Annotated in this window: 17 protein-coding genes; all 17 read right to left on the bottom strand. The window is 39.5% G+C overall.

Annotated features, from left to right (window positions below; genetic code table 11):
- Nucleotides 1-54: 54 nt before the first annotated feature.
- The 17 genes from B9Y87_RS02445 to B9Y87_RS02525 all read right to left on the bottom strand — a co-directional run bounded on the left by B9Y87_RS02445 (nucleotide 55) and on the right by B9Y87_RS02525 (nucleotide 16,360).
- On the bottom strand, nucleotides 55-3,750 hold the full coding sequence (locus tag B9Y87_RS02445) for a 1-acyl-sn-glycerol-3-phosphate acyltransferase (protein WP_085495823.1): 3,696 nt from the start codon (nucleotides 3,748-3,750) through the stop codon (nucleotides 55-57).
- Nucleotides 3,743-4,912: a DUF2062 domain-containing protein gene (locus B9Y87_RS02450; RefSeq protein WP_085496629.1), complete on the bottom strand. Its 1,170-nt coding sequence runs from the start codon at nucleotides 4,910-4,912 to the stop codon at nucleotides 3,743-3,745. The genes B9Y87_RS02445 and B9Y87_RS02450 overlap by 8 nt, the downstream gene beginning before the upstream one ends.
- A 109-nt stretch (nucleotides 4,913-5,021) precedes the next feature.
- Complete coding sequence (locus B9Y87_RS02455) at nucleotides 5,022-5,510, bottom strand: hypothetical protein (RefSeq protein ID WP_085495825.1); 489 nt, start codon at nucleotides 5,508-5,510, stop codon at nucleotides 5,022-5,024.
- Nucleotides 5,511-5,879, bottom strand: a complete 369-nt coding sequence (locus B9Y87_RS02460; protein ID WP_085495827.1) for an ApeI family dehydratase — start codon at nucleotides 5,877-5,879, stop codon at nucleotides 5,511-5,513.
- A gap of 5 nt (nucleotides 5,880-5,884) precedes the next feature.
- A complete protein-coding gene (locus tag B9Y87_RS02465; protein WP_085495829.1) occupies nucleotides 5,885-6,478 on the bottom strand; it encodes a porin family protein in 594 nt (197 codons plus the stop codon).
- Between the two features lie 2 nt (nucleotides 6,479-6,480).
- The gene (locus B9Y87_RS02470) at nucleotides 6,481-7,089 is read right to left on the bottom strand and encodes a flexirubin biosynthesis protein LolB2 (protein ID WP_085495831.1); all 609 of its coding nucleotides are present in this window, start codon (nucleotides 7,087-7,089) and stop codon (nucleotides 6,481-6,483) included.
- A complete protein-coding gene (locus B9Y87_RS02475) occupies nucleotides 7,070-7,699 on the bottom strand; it encodes a flexirubin biosynthesis/transport protein LolA2 (RefSeq protein ID WP_085495832.1) in 630 nt (209 codons plus the stop codon). The genes B9Y87_RS02470 and B9Y87_RS02475 overlap by 20 nt, the downstream gene beginning before the upstream one ends.
- Nucleotides 7,692-8,468, bottom strand: a complete 777-nt coding sequence (locus B9Y87_RS02480) for a polysaccharide deacetylase family protein (RefSeq protein ID WP_085495834.1) — start codon at nucleotides 8,466-8,468, stop codon at nucleotides 7,692-7,694. Before B9Y87_RS02480 ends, B9Y87_RS02475 begins: the two co-directional genes overlap by 8 nt.
- On the bottom strand, nucleotides 8,462-9,526 hold the full coding sequence (locus B9Y87_RS02485) for a beta-ketoacyl synthase N-terminal-like domain-containing protein (protein WP_085495835.1): 1,065 nt from the start codon (nucleotides 9,524-9,526) through the stop codon (nucleotides 8,462-8,464). The genes B9Y87_RS02480 and B9Y87_RS02485 overlap by 7 nt, the downstream gene beginning before the upstream one ends.
- Nucleotides 9,527-9,610: 84 nt before the next feature.
- On the bottom strand, nucleotides 9,611-10,807 hold the full coding sequence (locus B9Y87_RS02490) for a beta-ketoacyl-[acyl-carrier-protein] synthase family protein (protein WP_085495837.1): 1,197 nt from the start codon (nucleotides 10,805-10,807) through the stop codon (nucleotides 9,611-9,613).
- A gap of 96 nt (nucleotides 10,808-10,903) precedes the next feature.
- Entirely contained in the window at nucleotides 10,904-11,161 is a 258-nt protein-coding gene (locus tag B9Y87_RS02495) for a phosphopantetheine-binding protein (RefSeq protein WP_031442852.1), read from the bottom strand.
- Nucleotides 11,158-11,781 (bottom strand): 3-oxoacyl-ACP synthase, encoded by a 624-nt coding sequence (locus tag B9Y87_RS02500; protein WP_085495839.1) that lies wholly within the window; start codon nucleotides 11,779-11,781, stop codon nucleotides 11,158-11,160. The genes B9Y87_RS02495 and B9Y87_RS02500 overlap by 4 nt, the downstream gene beginning before the upstream one ends.
- Nucleotides 11,778-12,926 (bottom strand): beta-ketoacyl-[acyl-carrier-protein] synthase family protein, encoded by a 1,149-nt coding sequence (locus B9Y87_RS02505; RefSeq protein ID WP_085495840.1) that lies wholly within the window; start codon nucleotides 12,924-12,926, stop codon nucleotides 11,778-11,780. The genes B9Y87_RS02500 and B9Y87_RS02505 overlap by 4 nt, the downstream gene beginning before the upstream one ends.
- Nucleotides 12,919-13,356, bottom strand: a complete 438-nt coding sequence (locus B9Y87_RS02510) for an acyl-CoA thioesterase (RefSeq protein ID WP_245808625.1) — start codon at nucleotides 13,354-13,356, stop codon at nucleotides 12,919-12,921. The genes B9Y87_RS02505 and B9Y87_RS02510 overlap by 8 nt, the downstream gene beginning before the upstream one ends.
- Nucleotides 13,346-14,614: an ABC transporter permease gene (locus B9Y87_RS02515; protein ID WP_085495842.1), complete on the bottom strand. Its 1,269-nt coding sequence runs from the start codon at nucleotides 14,612-14,614 to the stop codon at nucleotides 13,346-13,348. The genes B9Y87_RS02510 and B9Y87_RS02515 overlap by 11 nt, the downstream gene beginning before the upstream one ends.
- Nucleotides 14,607-15,350 (bottom strand): ABC transporter ATP-binding protein, encoded by a 744-nt coding sequence (locus B9Y87_RS02520; RefSeq protein ID WP_085495844.1) that lies wholly within the window; start codon nucleotides 15,348-15,350, stop codon nucleotides 14,607-14,609. Before B9Y87_RS02520 ends, B9Y87_RS02515 begins: the two co-directional genes overlap by 8 nt.
- An 8-nt stretch (nucleotides 15,351-15,358) precedes the next feature.
- Nucleotides 15,359-16,360: a BtrH-related acyltransferase DarH gene (locus B9Y87_RS02525; RefSeq protein WP_085495845.1), complete on the bottom strand. Its 1,002-nt coding sequence runs from the start codon at nucleotides 16,358-16,360 to the stop codon at nucleotides 15,359-15,361.
- Nucleotide 16,361 lies beyond the last annotated feature (1 nt).

The following is a 16,361-nucleotide window of genomic DNA, read 5'->3' on the forward strand; positions in this document are numbered from 1 at the left end:
TTAATATTGCTTCCTAATTTAATACGAGGGTTTTTAGACTCCTCCAAACTTGGCTTATTCTAGGCCCATGTTTTTTTCTAAGATAATAAGATTTTCATTTTCCAGGACATTTTTAAAACCTGTGGACAATATAATTCTTTCCAACAATTTTGCTCCGTCCTTTACTAATATCAGTAGCCTAATATTATTGTTTATTGTTGGTGCCAGGCTATGCAAGTCCTGTATTTCCAAATCAATGATCATTATATCCGCAGGCATTGCCATAGCCTCTTCAATGGTTTCGGATAAGGTTAACTTGGCTATTTGCTGGGAAATAAAACTGTTTTTTACAATTGGCCTTATTTCTTCATCTGCCAAGTAGGCAAAAATTTTACGATCTACGGCATTTAAAGATAATAGAAAATCCAGTTGCCCGAAATCTTTTGAAAGATGAATTATGGAGTCGGATGATCCAATACGTTTTGATATCTGGGCGTAAATTTTGCAATTGTTTTTTAAATCTTTTTTTACCGTACGGTAGATGGTATCTCCTTTATATCGATAATCCTCGAGAATTGTTCTGATGAAATAGGTGTCGCCTTCCACCTCATTTCTCAATGTCTGAAATTCAGATCTGAAATGGGCTGCGATTTTTTTATTGCGCTCCCTGTAAGTTTTGCCGTAGTCTAGTTGCTCGGGTGAAATTCTATCCAAGATCTTTACGGTTATACTGCCATTTTTTATAACAAAACTTCCTTTGGGAAGCACTTCCGAATTTCCGTGTATCAATACAGGCACTATATCCAAATTAAACTTTTCCGCCAAATAAAAGGCCCCTTTATGGAATCGTCTTATTTTGTTGGTCCGGGACCTTGTGCCTTCCGGAAAAGCCATTAATGAGTACCCTTGGGCAACCTTGTTTCTTAAATGTTCAAGGCCATTATCTATTCCTTCGGACACCGGATAAAATCCGGCCAGTTGTACGGCCTTTCCAAAAATAGGGGATTTGTACACCCAGTCGTTTACCAAATATATGATCTTTGGATGTAGCATGCCGACCGCCAAAATATCTAAAAAAGAGGTGTGGTTTGCTATGATAATGGCAGGTTTGTCAAAATCTTCCCCGGATTGATTGATTATTTTTTTACTTACAAAGGGATTGGTATACAGTACCGATTTCATAAATTTTGAAATGGTCCTATGGAACCATTTCATTTTAACTTTTTTCTTAAAGGGCAGTATTTTCATAAAGGTAACACTCCATATGGACAAGAATAGACCACCCGAACCATAATAACCAAAGGAAAGGACGGAATGGACAAGTAATCGAAAGCTAATGGGGCGTTTCTCCTTACTCCCAATAAAGAGTAAAAATAATAATGGCTGTATGGCAAATGCTACAAAAACAGCTGATAGGATACCTATAAGCGATACAAGACTAATGGAATGTAAGGCGGGGTGTTTGGCAAAAATAAGAACACCAATTCCCAAAACCGTTGTAATGGCCGAAAGCAGGATGGAGGTTCTATGGGTGCTCAAAACTTCTTCTCCCTTACCGTATTCCTTGAGCAGTCCCGTTGTTATGAATATGCTATAATCTATGCCCAATCCAAAGATAAAGGTGGAGATAATGATATTAAAGATGTTGAATTCTATATGGAACATGCCCATAATACCAATGGTGAGCCACCAGGTCAAAAGGATGGGGATACTGGTCACCAAAACTAGGGAAAAACTCCTAAAGAAAAAGAACAGGATCAGGACTACTATACCAAGGGAGTAACCAATTAGTTTGTTGAAATCGTTTTTGAGATTGCCTAAAAACATTTCGTTCATTTCCTGTCTATCGATGACCAATGTTTTGGGGTAAGCTCTGAAAATTTCTTTTACTTTTTCTCCATTATCCTCCTTTAATTTGATCAATGAGGTTACCGTGGTAAAATTATTGTCGGTAACCATGTAGTCATCAACGGGCAAGGCTGCGGCACTACGGTAATCCACAATATTCAACTGCCTAAAATCTTTATTGAGAAACAAATAGAATTTGTCAAAGGAATTGGGCTTGAATCCTAATTCAGTGCCGGTTTCCACAAGATTATTTTTTGTGTTTTCAATGATATCCTTGTTCCAAAACTCCTTCCAAAGTTCAATTTTTTCTTGCTGCTTTTCTTTGGATAGGACTAGGTTGCCTATAGAGCTAAAACTAAGTATTTCCCCATTATTCCTTAGGCTGTCCAGTGCATAGGATATGGTATTGTTGGTTTGGAGGACCTTTTCGCTATCGTCCCCATAGACGGCCAAATAGATGGACTTGGAAGATAAATTGGTAAGTGCATCCAATCTTTCCCTAGCCTGTACCAAGGCTGTAGGCTCATAGTTGAGCTTGGCAATATCCTTATTGAAGATTACCTTGTCATGAAAAAAAATACTGGCAATCAAAAGACCTACTAGGATTGCAATGCTCCATCTGTTCTTGTGTAGGTTATAGGAGGCTATCTTATCCAAGAGGGTGTATTTTACCTTAAGAGTATCGGTATTCCTATAAACATGTGGTATAAACAGAAGGGCAAAAATACAGGAACCAATGACGCTAACGGCGGCAAAAATACCAAGGTCCTGTAGGGCTTGCGAGTCTAGGAACAGAAGGCACAAAAAGGCCAGGGCAGTGGTAATACTGCTCATGATAACAGGCTGGGCCACATCTGAATAGAGCGTCTTCACAGACGGGTTATTTCTTATTTGGGTAAGAATATGTAAGGAATAATCCAGGGTAACCCCTAGCAGGACAGAGCCTATGCCCAAGGAAATGGCAGAAATTTTCCCTCTGGTCAAATACAGTATGGCAACGGATAGAATAGCGCCAAAAAGGGTAGGGGTGAAAAGAATAATGGGAATGGTTAATTTTCTATAAAATAGGATAAGAATCCCCATTAATATGGATAAGGCAATGGTGACCGTAAGGCGTATATCCTTCTTAATTTGTTGTGCGTTGGCCACGGCTATTAGGGTGGCCCCGTAATATTCACTTTTTACCCTGTCCTTGTACAACTGGTCCAACTGATTCTGGGTCTCATAAAGCTCCGTCACAAATTTGGTGTTTTCAACGGTTTCACTGGAAGGGTGGGTAGGGGTAATAAATAGTAAAATGTTTTGAAGGTCCTTGCTTAGTAGAAAGCCATCCTTAAGGGTAAACTGATCCCCTATGCCCAGCCGACTTAATTTTTTTAGGGCTATGAAAGAAATGCCTAGGGGGTCTTTCAGTATCATTTCCTTGGCAACTATGCCGGAGGGGGAAATTAGTGTTCTATAGTTTTTTTGGGTCATTTTGGCAATACTGTCCTTGTCGAGTTTTTTTGAAATGGTATTGTAGTCTTCCCTATCCAGCAGTAGAGGGGCATTATCATAGACAAACCCCAGGGTATTTCCTAGATCTGAGTCATCTATTTTGCCTTGGATTTTTTTTATATGTGAAGACGATTTTTTGGATATACTATCCAGAAAATCATTTGCGTACTTTGTTAGTTCTTCAATAGGTGCCCCTGGTTGTCGCACAATATTGACGATGATCTTATCTGAAAAATTTACCGATTTTAATACTTTTTGAACTTCCTCGGTCTTGCTATTGCTGGGTATAAGCTTAGTAATGTCTTCCTCGAATTCAATTTTGAAAGCAAAAAATAAAAGGATTAAAAAAAGGGCTAGGAGCCCAATGCCGGACAGCAGTCTTTTCTTGGCCACATATTCATAAAACCTATATAAAAAACTACCCATTTTTAAGTGCCATATTTTTTCTATCAAAAATATTCAAAATAATATAACCGCATATGCCCGCGGCAAAAGCTCCAATAAGGGAAAGGGCTATGCTACCAATTATATAGGATTTTAAATGCTTAATTACTTCAAAATTGGCCCCTGCCTCCTCAAAGGTAAAATTGAACTCTGTACCCAAGACCCAGTGGCCTATTTTAAGGCTGATAAACAGCACAAAAGGGATAAAAGGAGGGAAGCTGACATTGGAAAAAGCGAAGGCAATGGTCTTATTTAGTTTGAATAACACGGCTAAGAAAATGACGATCAGGGTCTGGAAACCCCATAATGGTGATAGGCCTATCAGCACTCCCAGTGCAATGGACATCGCCTTTTTTTCATGGGAATCGTTACTGCCAAGAAAGTCTTCATGGAAAAACCTTTTAACCCCTTTTTTTTTTATTTTGCGGATTAAGTCTCGTGGAAAAATATATAACAGGGTCAGAATTACCAAGTAGGTATTTAAAAGGCTGATTCTTGAAAAATCGGTGAAGGGTCTAAAATGGGATACCCTTTCAGTAACATCATAGGTTACTTTTATGGGAATATTCTTCACTTCTATGCCGTTCCATGCCGCCTTTACGATGGCTTCGATTTCAAACTCAAATTTTTTTGTGAAAAATTTGATATCCTTTAAGGCGAGTATTGGATATAGCCTATATCCGGATTGGGTGTCCTGAAGTCTAATCCCAGTTTCGACCCAAAACCAAAAATTGGAAAATTTGTTGCCAAAGCTACTTTTTTTGGGAACGTCTTTTTGTCCCATATTTCTTGCCCCTATATACAGTACAACTTTGGACTTCTCCTTACTGAGGTTGTTAACAAACAGGGGTATATCATCCGGAAAATGTTGGCCATCGGAATCAATAGTGATGGCAAAGTGAAAACCCTGTTCCAGGGCCAGTTCAAAACCTTTCCTCAAGGCATAACCTTTCCCTATGTTCTTTGGAAGGGTAAGCGTATGGATATCGGGGAATTTGGTCAAAAGGTCGGAAGTGGTATCGGTAGACCCATCATTAACGACTATAACGTTTTGGGTGTATTGCAGCACCCCTTCAACGACTTTTTTTAGGGTTTTATGATTGTTGTAGGTAGGTATTATCACACAGCATTTAAGCTGATCCATAGCTTTAGTTGTGGATGTAGTAGATTGTGACACGGTTTTATTGCAATTTGGTTGTTCCATCCTGTAGAATATTACAAGACATGGTTCGCAAAAATAGGAATTACTGAAGTTAAAACCGTTGCTTTTCTTCAGTATTAAATCCTGGGGATTGTAATATATATGATTTCACAAAATCCCTGACCGCTTTGGAATTGGTCTTTTCGTAGTGGTTTAAAATGAAAGTTTTGTCCTCCTCAATGTTGGATCTATATTTTAAGAACTTGGGGGAATTTTCCTGTATACTCAATCTTAGGCATCTAATTTCTATATTTTCCGGTTTTTGGGATACCGCAAATTCCAGTAGTAATACCCCGTTTTTGAAAAGGTCTTTTCTTTCCGCGTTATCCTTGGTGTATTTTGCCGTTAATGCAGAAACTGCACCCTTGTAAGCGACTAATGTGGTATTGTCTTCCTTTGAGACAGTTTTCAGTTTATCCCTTAAGGCCAGGGCCGATTCACGGTCGTTGGTGGCCAATGTAAAATCTTTGCGGATCTGGTCTAGATCCGGTGTGGCAGGCCCAATGAACACTACATACAGGAGAAAACAGATCAATTTCATTTAGGCCGCGCTTTTAAAGGTTGCACTTAATTTTAAGGCCACTGTTTCCCCAAAAATGGTCGTACTTTTTACCTTGAACAGGCCATCTATTTCAGAAAGGCTGATATCTATTAAAAGAACTGGGTCGGTTTCAGGATTTATAATGGCCATGAATTTTACGTTGGAGGCTACGGATATAAACAAATCCTTTCCGAGACTTTTTTCCGTTAATTCCTTTATGATTTGAATCATACAAACCCCAGGCATAATTGGTTTTCCGGGGAAATGGCCCTTAAATATTTCATGCTTTGGATTCAACTTGATTTGGGCCGAGATGCCTTCTTCGTTTGTATCAAAAGATTCGGTTGTATAAAGTCCTTCTATTAACATTATGGTCACATATTAAATTTATAGGCCAGTCCAATTTGGAATACCCTGTTCAATTGATTCTCCTCCGCATTGCCTCCATATTCTCCGGAGTCATTAAAATCGAGGTCTATCAATCCTTGTTTATATCTCAATTCCAATGCCAAACCAAAATCGAACTCATATCCAATCCCTCCAAATACGGCTAGGTCAATTGGAGTGATTTCTAAATTAGCACCGTTGTCGTTAATAAGGTTGATAAAATTGTCATCGAAATTAATATCTAGACTAGGCCCCAAAATAAAATGGAATCCCTGATTTTTACTAACAAAAAATTTATTCGCTAGGGCAATGGATACGTAATTTATATTTAGGTCTTCCCCATTTCTATAGCTGGCCTTACCCCCTTGGTTGGAATATATGATTTCTGGTTGCATAGTATAGCTATCCGTTAAACGAACCGCTAAAAACAATCCTGTGTATAATCCGGATTTGTTGTCCAGTCCCGAATTCAGGACCTTGGCATTGTTCAGTCCCATCCTTACTCCTAGTTGCGACTTGCTTTGTGCAAATATGGTATAGGAAATGGTGAGCAAAAGACTGGTAAGCAGTAATTTTTTCATTTCTAAATGGCTTTTAAATCAATGGTTAACTTAATGTTTTTGTGCCGTATTTTAATTTCCTTTGCATGATCGTTTTCTATTTCGGCAAAAATATAGCTTGATTTTTCCTTATTTCCTTTTGTTTTCAATATTTTATATAGTCGTTCATCAGCCGTGAGGTAAAAGTAAGTGTTGTTCTTAAGCTTGGTCTCTATGAATATACTATCGCCCATTTTTCGGTATTGATTCAAGATCTTTGGATTTTCATTGATCAGAACAAATAAATCCTGCCTCAGTAGATTAATAAGAATCTTTTTATTCATTTCACTAGGAATAAAGTTAATTCTGAATTCGTTTTTGAAGAACGAAAAATCGAATAACTTATTTCCCATTTCAGTGGTGAACACTACCCTATGGTGTTCTGGTCCCATTTTTTTAATAACAAATATTCCACCAAAGGATTTATCGGCGAAATTTATTTTGGCCTTGTAGATATAATCCATAGCAAGGTCCGAAAAGTATGGATTGATTATAGTTGGCGTATGGCCGGATATACTTTCTAGATTATTCTTTTTTGGAAAGGAGGCACAGCCAAACAGCAAGAGTGTTAGGCTAATTAGAAAATACTTCATTGTCCAAAGGTTTGTTGATCTGACGGTCTTCAAAGACAATTCTGGTATAATCATTAGTGGGTTCCACCATTTTAACCTCCATAACATCGGCCTGTTTCTTATCGAAGAACAAAATAAAAGAGGCTATATAACTTTTTATTTTTTCGTCTTTAGGAACAAAGATGACCTTGTAAAAATCAGGGCTTTTAAAGTAGCTCATTGTGAAATCCGAATCTTGGAACAAGTTGCCTTTTACACTATTGACAATTAATTGATTTATCTTTTTAAACAAGGCACTATTTCCCAGATCCATATTGCTTTTGCTTCCGGAATCGTTTATTAATAATTTGTCGTCCTTAAAAATAATACTGTATTTAAAGGGTTCTGTATATTCCCATTTTACCAGGTTGGGAGCCTTAAATGCCATTTTTCCCTGTGTGGTAATATCGTTGGATAAAAAGTCCAGATGCTTGTACTGCGTAAAATTACTTTGGATAGTGCTGGTGACCTTGGACGTCTCGTTGATCTTGGCCTTGAACTCCGCAATTTCGGTATTGTTCATATTACTTTCCTGAGCGAACAATAGGGAAGTATGGGCAATAAGGACGGCTAAAAATAAAAGGTTACGCATAGGCTTCGATATCTAACAATTGGTCCACGGTTACAGACTGCATTTTGTGCTGCTGTAAAAATAGCAATAACTGTTCCAATACTTCAACTGTTTTTTCACTACTGTCATGCAGCAGGATAATGTCTCCTTTATTTATTTTATTGGTGATGCGTTCCAGGATTACTTTTTTAGATCTTTGGGTTGTGTCCAAAGATCGAATATTCCAGCCCACCGTTGTAAGGTTCAATTTTTTGACCGCCTTGTTTATGCTAGGATTTGTTACCCCAAAGGCTGGTCTATATAATTTGGGTTCTAGACCTGTTACTTCTTTTATGGTAGTATTAGTTTTTTGGAGTTCCGATAGTACTTTATGTGTTCCAAAAAAGCCAAATTTATTGGAATGTGTATAGGTGTGGTTCCCAATAGTATGCCCGCTATCCACTATTTTCTTTGCAATTGCACCATATTGGTTTACCTGTTGTCCCACACAAAAAAAAGATGCTCTGGCATTATATTTTTGAAGTAGCTCCAATACCCTGGGGGTAAAATTGGGATGGGGGCCATCGTCAAAGGTAATGGCAACCAAATTGTCGCGAATTTTTTTGTTGAAATGTAAGGCGGGGAGATGATAGTCCCAACGGATGTGGAAAGAGCCTATAATGGTTAAGGTTGCCCAAACAGCAACAAGCAGTATATATGCCCACCAAGGTATTACCCATATAAAATCCAATATAAGAAGGGTGGCGAAAGCTGCACTAATAAGACCATTTATAATAGGATACTTCAACATCGGCGAAGAAGGGTGAAACTATGATTTTTACCTCTGTACTGATTGTACAGTAAAACATTTTCAAATCCTTTGTTTTTAATGGCGTTTAGGGCAACTGGGCTTGGTATTTGCTGGGTCCTAAGAATTTTGGCTCCCAACCAAAACCCAAATGCCGAGGCTGTGTTAAATTCACCACTTAGATGTTTGTAAGCCACTTGTTGGGTGTCTTTAAAAGGGCCATTGGTAAGCTCTGAATAATAGTTGTCATAGTCAATGTCTCCATTATTGCCAATTATCAACACATCAATATCGGCGAAGGATAGATTGTTTTCCTTTAAAAACACCTCAAGATTGGCCAAAAGATCTGATTTGGCCAAGGTATTATAGGTCTTTACACCCAGTAGCTGGGCATAGCTGTAATCTTGTTTTTTATTGGACAACACAAAGAAATTGGCCCCTTCCCCAAATACGGCGCCACCGGTTTTGGAATGCAGCAACTCTTTGGAATTTATTTTCTCCGGTTTTATATGGTGTATTAGTTTATTTATGGCATTGGTATGTTCCCCGGATTCATCAACACCACCAACAAGTATGTTTTCTGCTTCCTTTTGTTCTAACTGCATAAAGGCATCGATGAGGGCCGATTCAAAGGAAACACTGCTATGTACATAGGTGAAATTATATCCCTTGCAGCCAATCCCTAGGGCAATCTGACCTGCAACCGTATTATGGGTAGACTGTATAAACGAAGTAGGGGTAAGGAACTGCTCATTGTTGTCCAAAATGGCGGTTACAAATTTTTCGGAATCCCTAACGCATCCCATTCCCGTTCCGGTAATAATGGCATCTATATCTGTTAGATTTGCCTCTTCCAAGGCTATTTTAGAGGCAACTACCCCCATTTTTATACCCTTTGCCATTCTTCTAGCGGCTGCCGGGGGAATAAAGTCCTTATAGTTAGGTTCTATTACAGGGATGATATTGTCTTCGTACGTAACTATTTCTTCCAAAAAATCACTGTTGTCAAATGTTTTTTGGGCAGATATGGAACCGATACTGTTAATATAAACTTTTTCCATTAGTTGTTGGGAATGCCGATTTCTAATATATTATCTAAAAAGATCAAATGGTCCAAATGTAAATATAACAAATCCTTCTTAAGGCTATTTTGAAAAAATAAGTGTGGAACAATTTCCTCCAAACCCTAAGGAATTGGACAGAACGGTGTTCAATGCTTTTTCTTTTAAGGAGGTTTGAGGGATCAGGGAAAACTCCTTCATTGGAGTTTTAAAATTTAAATTGGGATAGATAATGTTGTTTTGAAGTGATAATATTGAATACACGGCCTCAATAGCACCAGCTGCGGCCAAGGTATGCCCGGTATAAGCTTTTGTGGAACTAAATTCTGGTACATCTTCTCCAAATACACGGATAATTGCCCTTCCTTCGGATAAATCGTTGTTGCCGGTGGCGGTTCCATGGGCATTGATGTAGTCTATGTCCTTTGGCTCCAATCCTGCAACGGCAAGAGCCTTCTCCATGGCCAAGGTGGCACCATCCCCATTTTCGGAGGAGGCCGTTTGGTGATATGCATCGTTGGCATTGCCATATCCGACGACATATCCCAAGACTTTTTTCTTTTCCTTTTTTACTAGGGATTCAGATTCCAACACTAAATACGCAGCAGCTTCCCCTAAATTGAGTCCTTTTCTATTTTCGTCAAAAGGTGTATTGTAGGTGTCGGACAATATCATTAAGGTATTAAAACCATTGATAGTGAATTTGGACAAACAGTCTGCACCACCAACAATTACCCTATCCAATTTTCCGGTTTTAATTAATCTTGCCCCGAACATTATGGCGTTCGCAGCAGAGGAACAGGCTGTGCTGATGGTCGTGACCAGGCTTTGGTCTATGCCCAATTGTTCCGCTATTTTTTCCGTAGAGTCCCCAGCATGGTGGCCTTCAATGTATCTCCTATTAGCCTCGCTTTCCAAGTAATCGTAATAAAACTTTTCGGTCATATCCATGCCTCCCACACTGGTGGAAGAAATAAGGCCTGTCCTGTAGGCTTTTATATTGGTTATTTTGGCATCTTCAATGGCTTCTTTAGCTGCAATGGCTCCCAATAAGGCCGTCCTGGAGTAATTGTTGTTGGGGCCCAAACCCAATTTCGCTTCCAATTCCGCGTTGGTGAATATAATTTCACCAACCATAATACTGCCTTTGTGTACGGTGTCTATTTTGGAGATATGGGAAATTCCTGTTCTACCCTCCAAAAGTGAACTGTAATTCTCGGCCACATTGTTTCCAATAGCCGAAATTATACCCATTCCCGTTATAGCAACTCCTGTGGACATGAATTTTTTATTTTAAGGTATAGATTTCCTCGCATCTAACCAATTGCGTTATTCAGGGAATAAACACCTTGGTTTTTACTGTTGATGGTAGCAGAATTATTTTGTGCGGTGCTCAGCAATATAATTAGCCATTACTTCAATGGATTCAAATATTTTTTTTCCCTCTTTGGGGTCGGTGAGTTTAATACCATAGTCCTTGTCCAACATTACTATAAGTTCCAATGCGTCAATGGAGTCCAGTCCAAGGCCATCACCAAACAAGGGATCGTTATCTGCAATTTCTTCAATTGCAATATCCTCCAAGTTTAATTGAGTAATAATTTTTTCTTTTAGTTCTTGTTTTAAATCGCTCATTTGGTTGTGTACAATTTTATTATTTCTTCTTTATTATGTTCAATGCTTCCTTTCTTGGAAACTAGGTATAAAAATGCTTCATAGTCCTCCACGTCACAGTTTATCCACCCGCACAACACTTCGTCCGCTTTTTCGGATTCAATTAAACTGCTCGCGTAGTCGTGTAGATATTTCGCGTTAAAGTGGTTAAAGATAAAAAAACTATTTTCAGAATATAGTCTATGTTTAATACTTATCTCTCCAAGGCAAATATTGGGCAAGGTGTAGACGAAAACGGCGGGACTCGGAAAATAATTTTCCTTATCCACAATGGACTCTTGGTGCTTTCTGTCGGTTTGCAGGCTCGAGGCACTATTGGAAAATACCAAGGCAATGTTTTTAGTTATTTCAGCATCTTGGGTCATTGGCTTAAGCAAAATATCCGAGGCCAGAAACCCAAGTTTGCTAAGGTCATCCATTTTAAAAAACTTGGGATAATTGGTATCCATCTTCTTATAGGCAAGTTTTATAAAAGTGGTGAAATCGCTGCCTTGGTCTTCATAAAGCAACTGATCGTTCAACAGTACCCTGTTGTTGGATATTTTACAATATTCCTTTATTTTGAGATGTTGGGCCTTCATGATCTAACCTTTTTAAATATGGCGGCCGTATTGCAGCCTCCAAAACCGGAAGCCGTCTTCAAGAAACAATTTAAATCCTTGGCAATGGGTGCCGTAATTATATTGAGGGGTTGTGAAACTCCCAACTCGGTGAACCCCTTGGATGGGTATAAAGTATTGTGGTAAAGGGAATGCATGCTAACAATAGTTTCCAAAAGGCCCGATGCCCCCAGGGTGTGTCCAAAATAGCCTTTTAGGCTGTTCAATGGAACAGCGTCCAGACCTAATCTGTTCAGGGCAATTGCCTCCATTTCATCATTGAAAATGGTTGCAGTGCCATGGGCGCAAATATAATCTATATCACCGGGACCTACATTGGCTTCTTTAAAGGCCGAAAGAATACTCCGATAAAGGCCTTCCCCTGTTCTTGATGGTCCGGAAATATGATTGGCGTCATTACAGGAAGCTTCGCCCAATATTTCCACTGCTTCGGGAGGTAAATTGTCCTGGTCCTTGTTTACCAATACACTGGCGGCCACCTCCCCTATGTTAATTCCTGATCTTTGCTTGCAATAGGGTTTGCAAGGCAGGGTGCTCATGGCCTGGAAAGAATTGAAGCCAGAAAGAATGAAATTGGAAACAATATCCCCTCCAACTATAAAAACTTGATCGAACGTTCCTTGCGAAATGAATCTTTTGGCCGTTGAAATGGCCAATATCCCTGAAACACAGGCGTTGGACAGTACTATGGGTTCTGTAGAAAACCCAAAATGGTTTTTGATTATATGCCCTAAAGTTCCTAAATAGGCCCTCTCTGCAGGCATGGGATTCCTTGGGTCCAAGGTATCTATATTTCCTTTGGTTGTGGACAGAATTAGGCCGACCCTATCCGTCAGTGCTACTCCTGATGCTTTAATGATTTTGTCTAGGGATAGGATCATCATCTGCTCCAAACGGGTATAGCCACCAGCTGGTTGCAATTTTTCAAACGCCTTTCCTAGGTAATCGGAATCTATGACCGAGGCATAGAACGGATTGGGAAATAGCGTTTCATCCTCAATTAATGTTACCCCGGATAAGCCCTCATGAATTTTCTGTACCACCGTAGGGCTATCAAAGCCTAAGGAAGATACAATATTGTTATATGAGAGATAGGTCTTATTCATTCAACAATCCAACTTTTTGTTTCCACTCCAGGAAAAATGTCGGCATGGTCAGGGATAAACCTCCTTCGTCTTCCACAAAAACCTGTATGGTTTCCCCGGTGCATACCAATTTGTTTTGCGGGTCATAAATTTCGTATTTAAAAACCATTTTGGCCGCTGGTGAATCTACAAAAATTGTTTTAATAGTGGCAACATCGCCATAGCGCAATGGAAGTTTATGTTCGCAACATGATTTAACGATCGGGGTGGTGTACCCGGCTGCCTTGTGATCCAGATAGGCAATCCCATGGTGTCTGCCAAAGGCTTCTCTGCCATCCTCAAAATATTGGATATAATTCCCATGCCACACAATACCCAAAGGGTCTGTTTCTGCAAAGCGAACCCTAATTTCACTGGTAAAGCTTATCTCTGGTTTGTTATTAGACGGCATTTTTTCTTTCATTATACACAATAGAAATTGCGGTGGTTGTTATAAAAAATAAAAATAATAATGTTAGTTCAGGTACAAGATCCATTAGGCCTACATCTCTCAAAAAAACATCATAAAAGGCATTTAAGCCCCAATTCATTGGAGATAAATTTGAAAGTGTCTGCATAAACTTGGGCATTATAAAGACGGGCACCCATACCCCTCCCAATGCCGCCAAAATAACCACGAAAGTAGCCCCAAAGGGAGCAGATTGCTCCTGGGTTCTTGCTATGGTCCCCAATAGCAATCCAAGGCCAATAGCCGCAAGTCCTGCAAATATGGCTACGAGGAATAATTGTGGAATTTTTCCAGAGACCTCAAGACTGGGAAGGCCTAAGATAGGGAAAAGATAAACTCCTATTCCCAACATTAGCCCAAATTGTATTAGACATACGGCAAGGTATATTGCAGTTTTGCCCCCTAATACCGTTAGATAGGAAACGGGATTTGTCCTTAGGCGGACAAAGGTACCCTGGCTTTTCTCCTTGACCATATTAATGGACAGGGGAACTATGATGAAAAATATAGCGAACAAGGTCCAGGCAGGTACATTGTGTTGCACCGAATTGGGAATTATTTCGTTTTCACCAATACTAGGCGTAATTTCTTTAAAAGTGATAAAACTTTCGGTGTCGAATATGGCTTCGGCTTCATCATCCGTTATTTGCGATTGGAAGGCCTTGTAAATGGTTTGGGTCTCTATTTTAAAGATCATCTTGTCTATTCCATTCTTTATGGAGTTTTTGAAGGCCATTTGTGTTGCGGGGTCAAAATAAAGTATGACCTCTTTTCTTTCCAAATCCGATTTTTGGGATGGTGGCGTTTCTTCTTCCAAACCAAATTTGGATAGCAAGCCTTCTACATTCAGATTTACCTTTTTTTCAAGTTCCGAGCTGAGGTTGGCTGGTATTACAATGGCCAATTGATACTTGCCTTTGAAAACCAATTCTTTGGCCTCGCTGCCGGATTCTTTGTCAATAATATTAAAGGATTGGGACTCGGCCAGCCCATCGTAAATATTTTTGGAAACCTCACCCTTGTCATAGTCCACCCAAAGAATGGGGATCTTGTTATCATTGATAGACCTAAAGGTACTATCCTGAATTAAGGTAATGGTGATCACAAGCACCAAAGGCATTACAAATAGGATGGCCAATCCCCCTATGTCCCGGGATAGGAGAAGAAATTCCTTATATGTGGAGGCCCAAAGTTTATGCATGATCTCTTAGTGCTTTTCCGGTCAAGGTCAGGAAGACGTCTTCTAGATTGTGCGATTCCGGATATTGGGAAATAAGATCTTGTGGAGCCCCTTCAATAATTATCCTACCATGGTCAATAATGGCCACTTTGGAGCAAAATTGTTCTGCTTCGTTCAAATGGTGGGACGTATAGATAATGGTGGTTCCCTGGGCGTTCAATTTTTTTAAATTTTCAATAATTACATTTTTGGATTGTACGTCCACCCCAACTGTGGGTTCGTCCAGGAACAGCACTTTTGGGTCGTGCAGTATGCTGGCAATTAAGTTGACACGGCGCTTCATTCCGCCAGAAAAAGTGTCCAATTTTTTGTTGGAAAATTTTTCCAACCCTAATACTTCCAAATGGTAATTGATCTTTTCCTTTAGTTGCTTCCCTTTTAGGCCGTACATACTACCTAGGTAATACAAGTTTTCATAGGCAGTTAGGGTAGGGTAAAGGGCATATTCCTGTGGTACTATGCCAATTAGTTGTTTTAGTTGGTTGGCATTCTTTTGAAAGGTGAGCCCGTTGATGGAAAAGCTGCCAGAGGTAGGTTTTATCAAGGAACTTAACATAGAGATCAGTGTTGTTTTCCCGGCCCCATTGGGCCCTAAAAGCCCAAAAATTTCCCCCTCGTCTATTTTTAGATCAAGGTCTACCACCGAATATTCCGCGTTATTTTTATATTTTTTGGAGAGATGGGATACTTGGATCATGGGATGCTTTATATTGCCTTTTTAAGTTTTTTAAAAAAAACTTCCTCTTTGTTGGCTATATCTTCAAGAAGGGTGGCTACATGATCATACTGGTCAACAGCCACGGAATTGCTCCTATTTTTATATATGCGTGATGCCTCCACTGCAAAATCGCGCCATTGGTCACCTATCAAGGTCATTTCTTTGGATAATTCCAAAAGTTGATTGTTCGTCAATAATTTTCCTGCTTCTTGTAAAAATGCGGCATAAATATACCGAAACCCACCGCCTCCGGTACCTATTTCTTCTTGCATACGCACAATTTGTCCCAGATAATGATTGGCAATTTTGGTACCCTTGGCTTTTGGCCATTTGCGAATAAGTTTGGCAATTTTCCGTATTCCCTTAACCCCAACTACCGGGACGGGCGCCAACATATCCCTACAGGTGTGTTTTATCCCTTTAACGATAGCTTTTTCGAGATGTAATTCTTTTGGGAAAGCGGTTGGATAATATATATGTCCTTTAGGGGCAAAGGCACCTTTGGCAAATCTTACTTTTTCCAGTTCTTTTTCGGTAAGCGAGGTAACGGTTTCCATGACAGGGTCACTTATTAAATAAATGCCATCCCTTTTACCATATACTACCATATTGTGGGCGTTGAAATGGAAGCGATATTCATCCGGAAAGTAGGGTAGGTTGTATACGCCCACCTGAAGTCCTACCGGATTATTTCTTTGTAGGTTTTCGTCCAATCTGGCCTTTGCAGTTTGGGCATTTCGAAATTTTTCACGTTTTATTTTAATTCCGACCCTTGTGGCGAATCGGGTAAAGATAATACCTGGCATTGCCCTATAGGATACTACGGGTGCATGGTTAACTTTTAAGAAGGGGATATAGGTAAACAAGAGCCCAGAGCCTATTCCAAAAACCATGGGTTCGCTTACCGTAAACCCATTGTACGTCATTAAGTTGGCTACTACACCGTTCTCGCAGTGTGCAGCTTGCTTGTGTTTAAAATCTATTTCCATT

The organism is Arenibacter troitsensis (assembly GCF_900177645.1).
In the GTDB taxonomy this organism is placed as follows: Bacteria; Bacteroidota; Bacteroidia; order Flavobacteriales; family Flavobacteriaceae; genus Arenibacter; species Arenibacter troitsensis.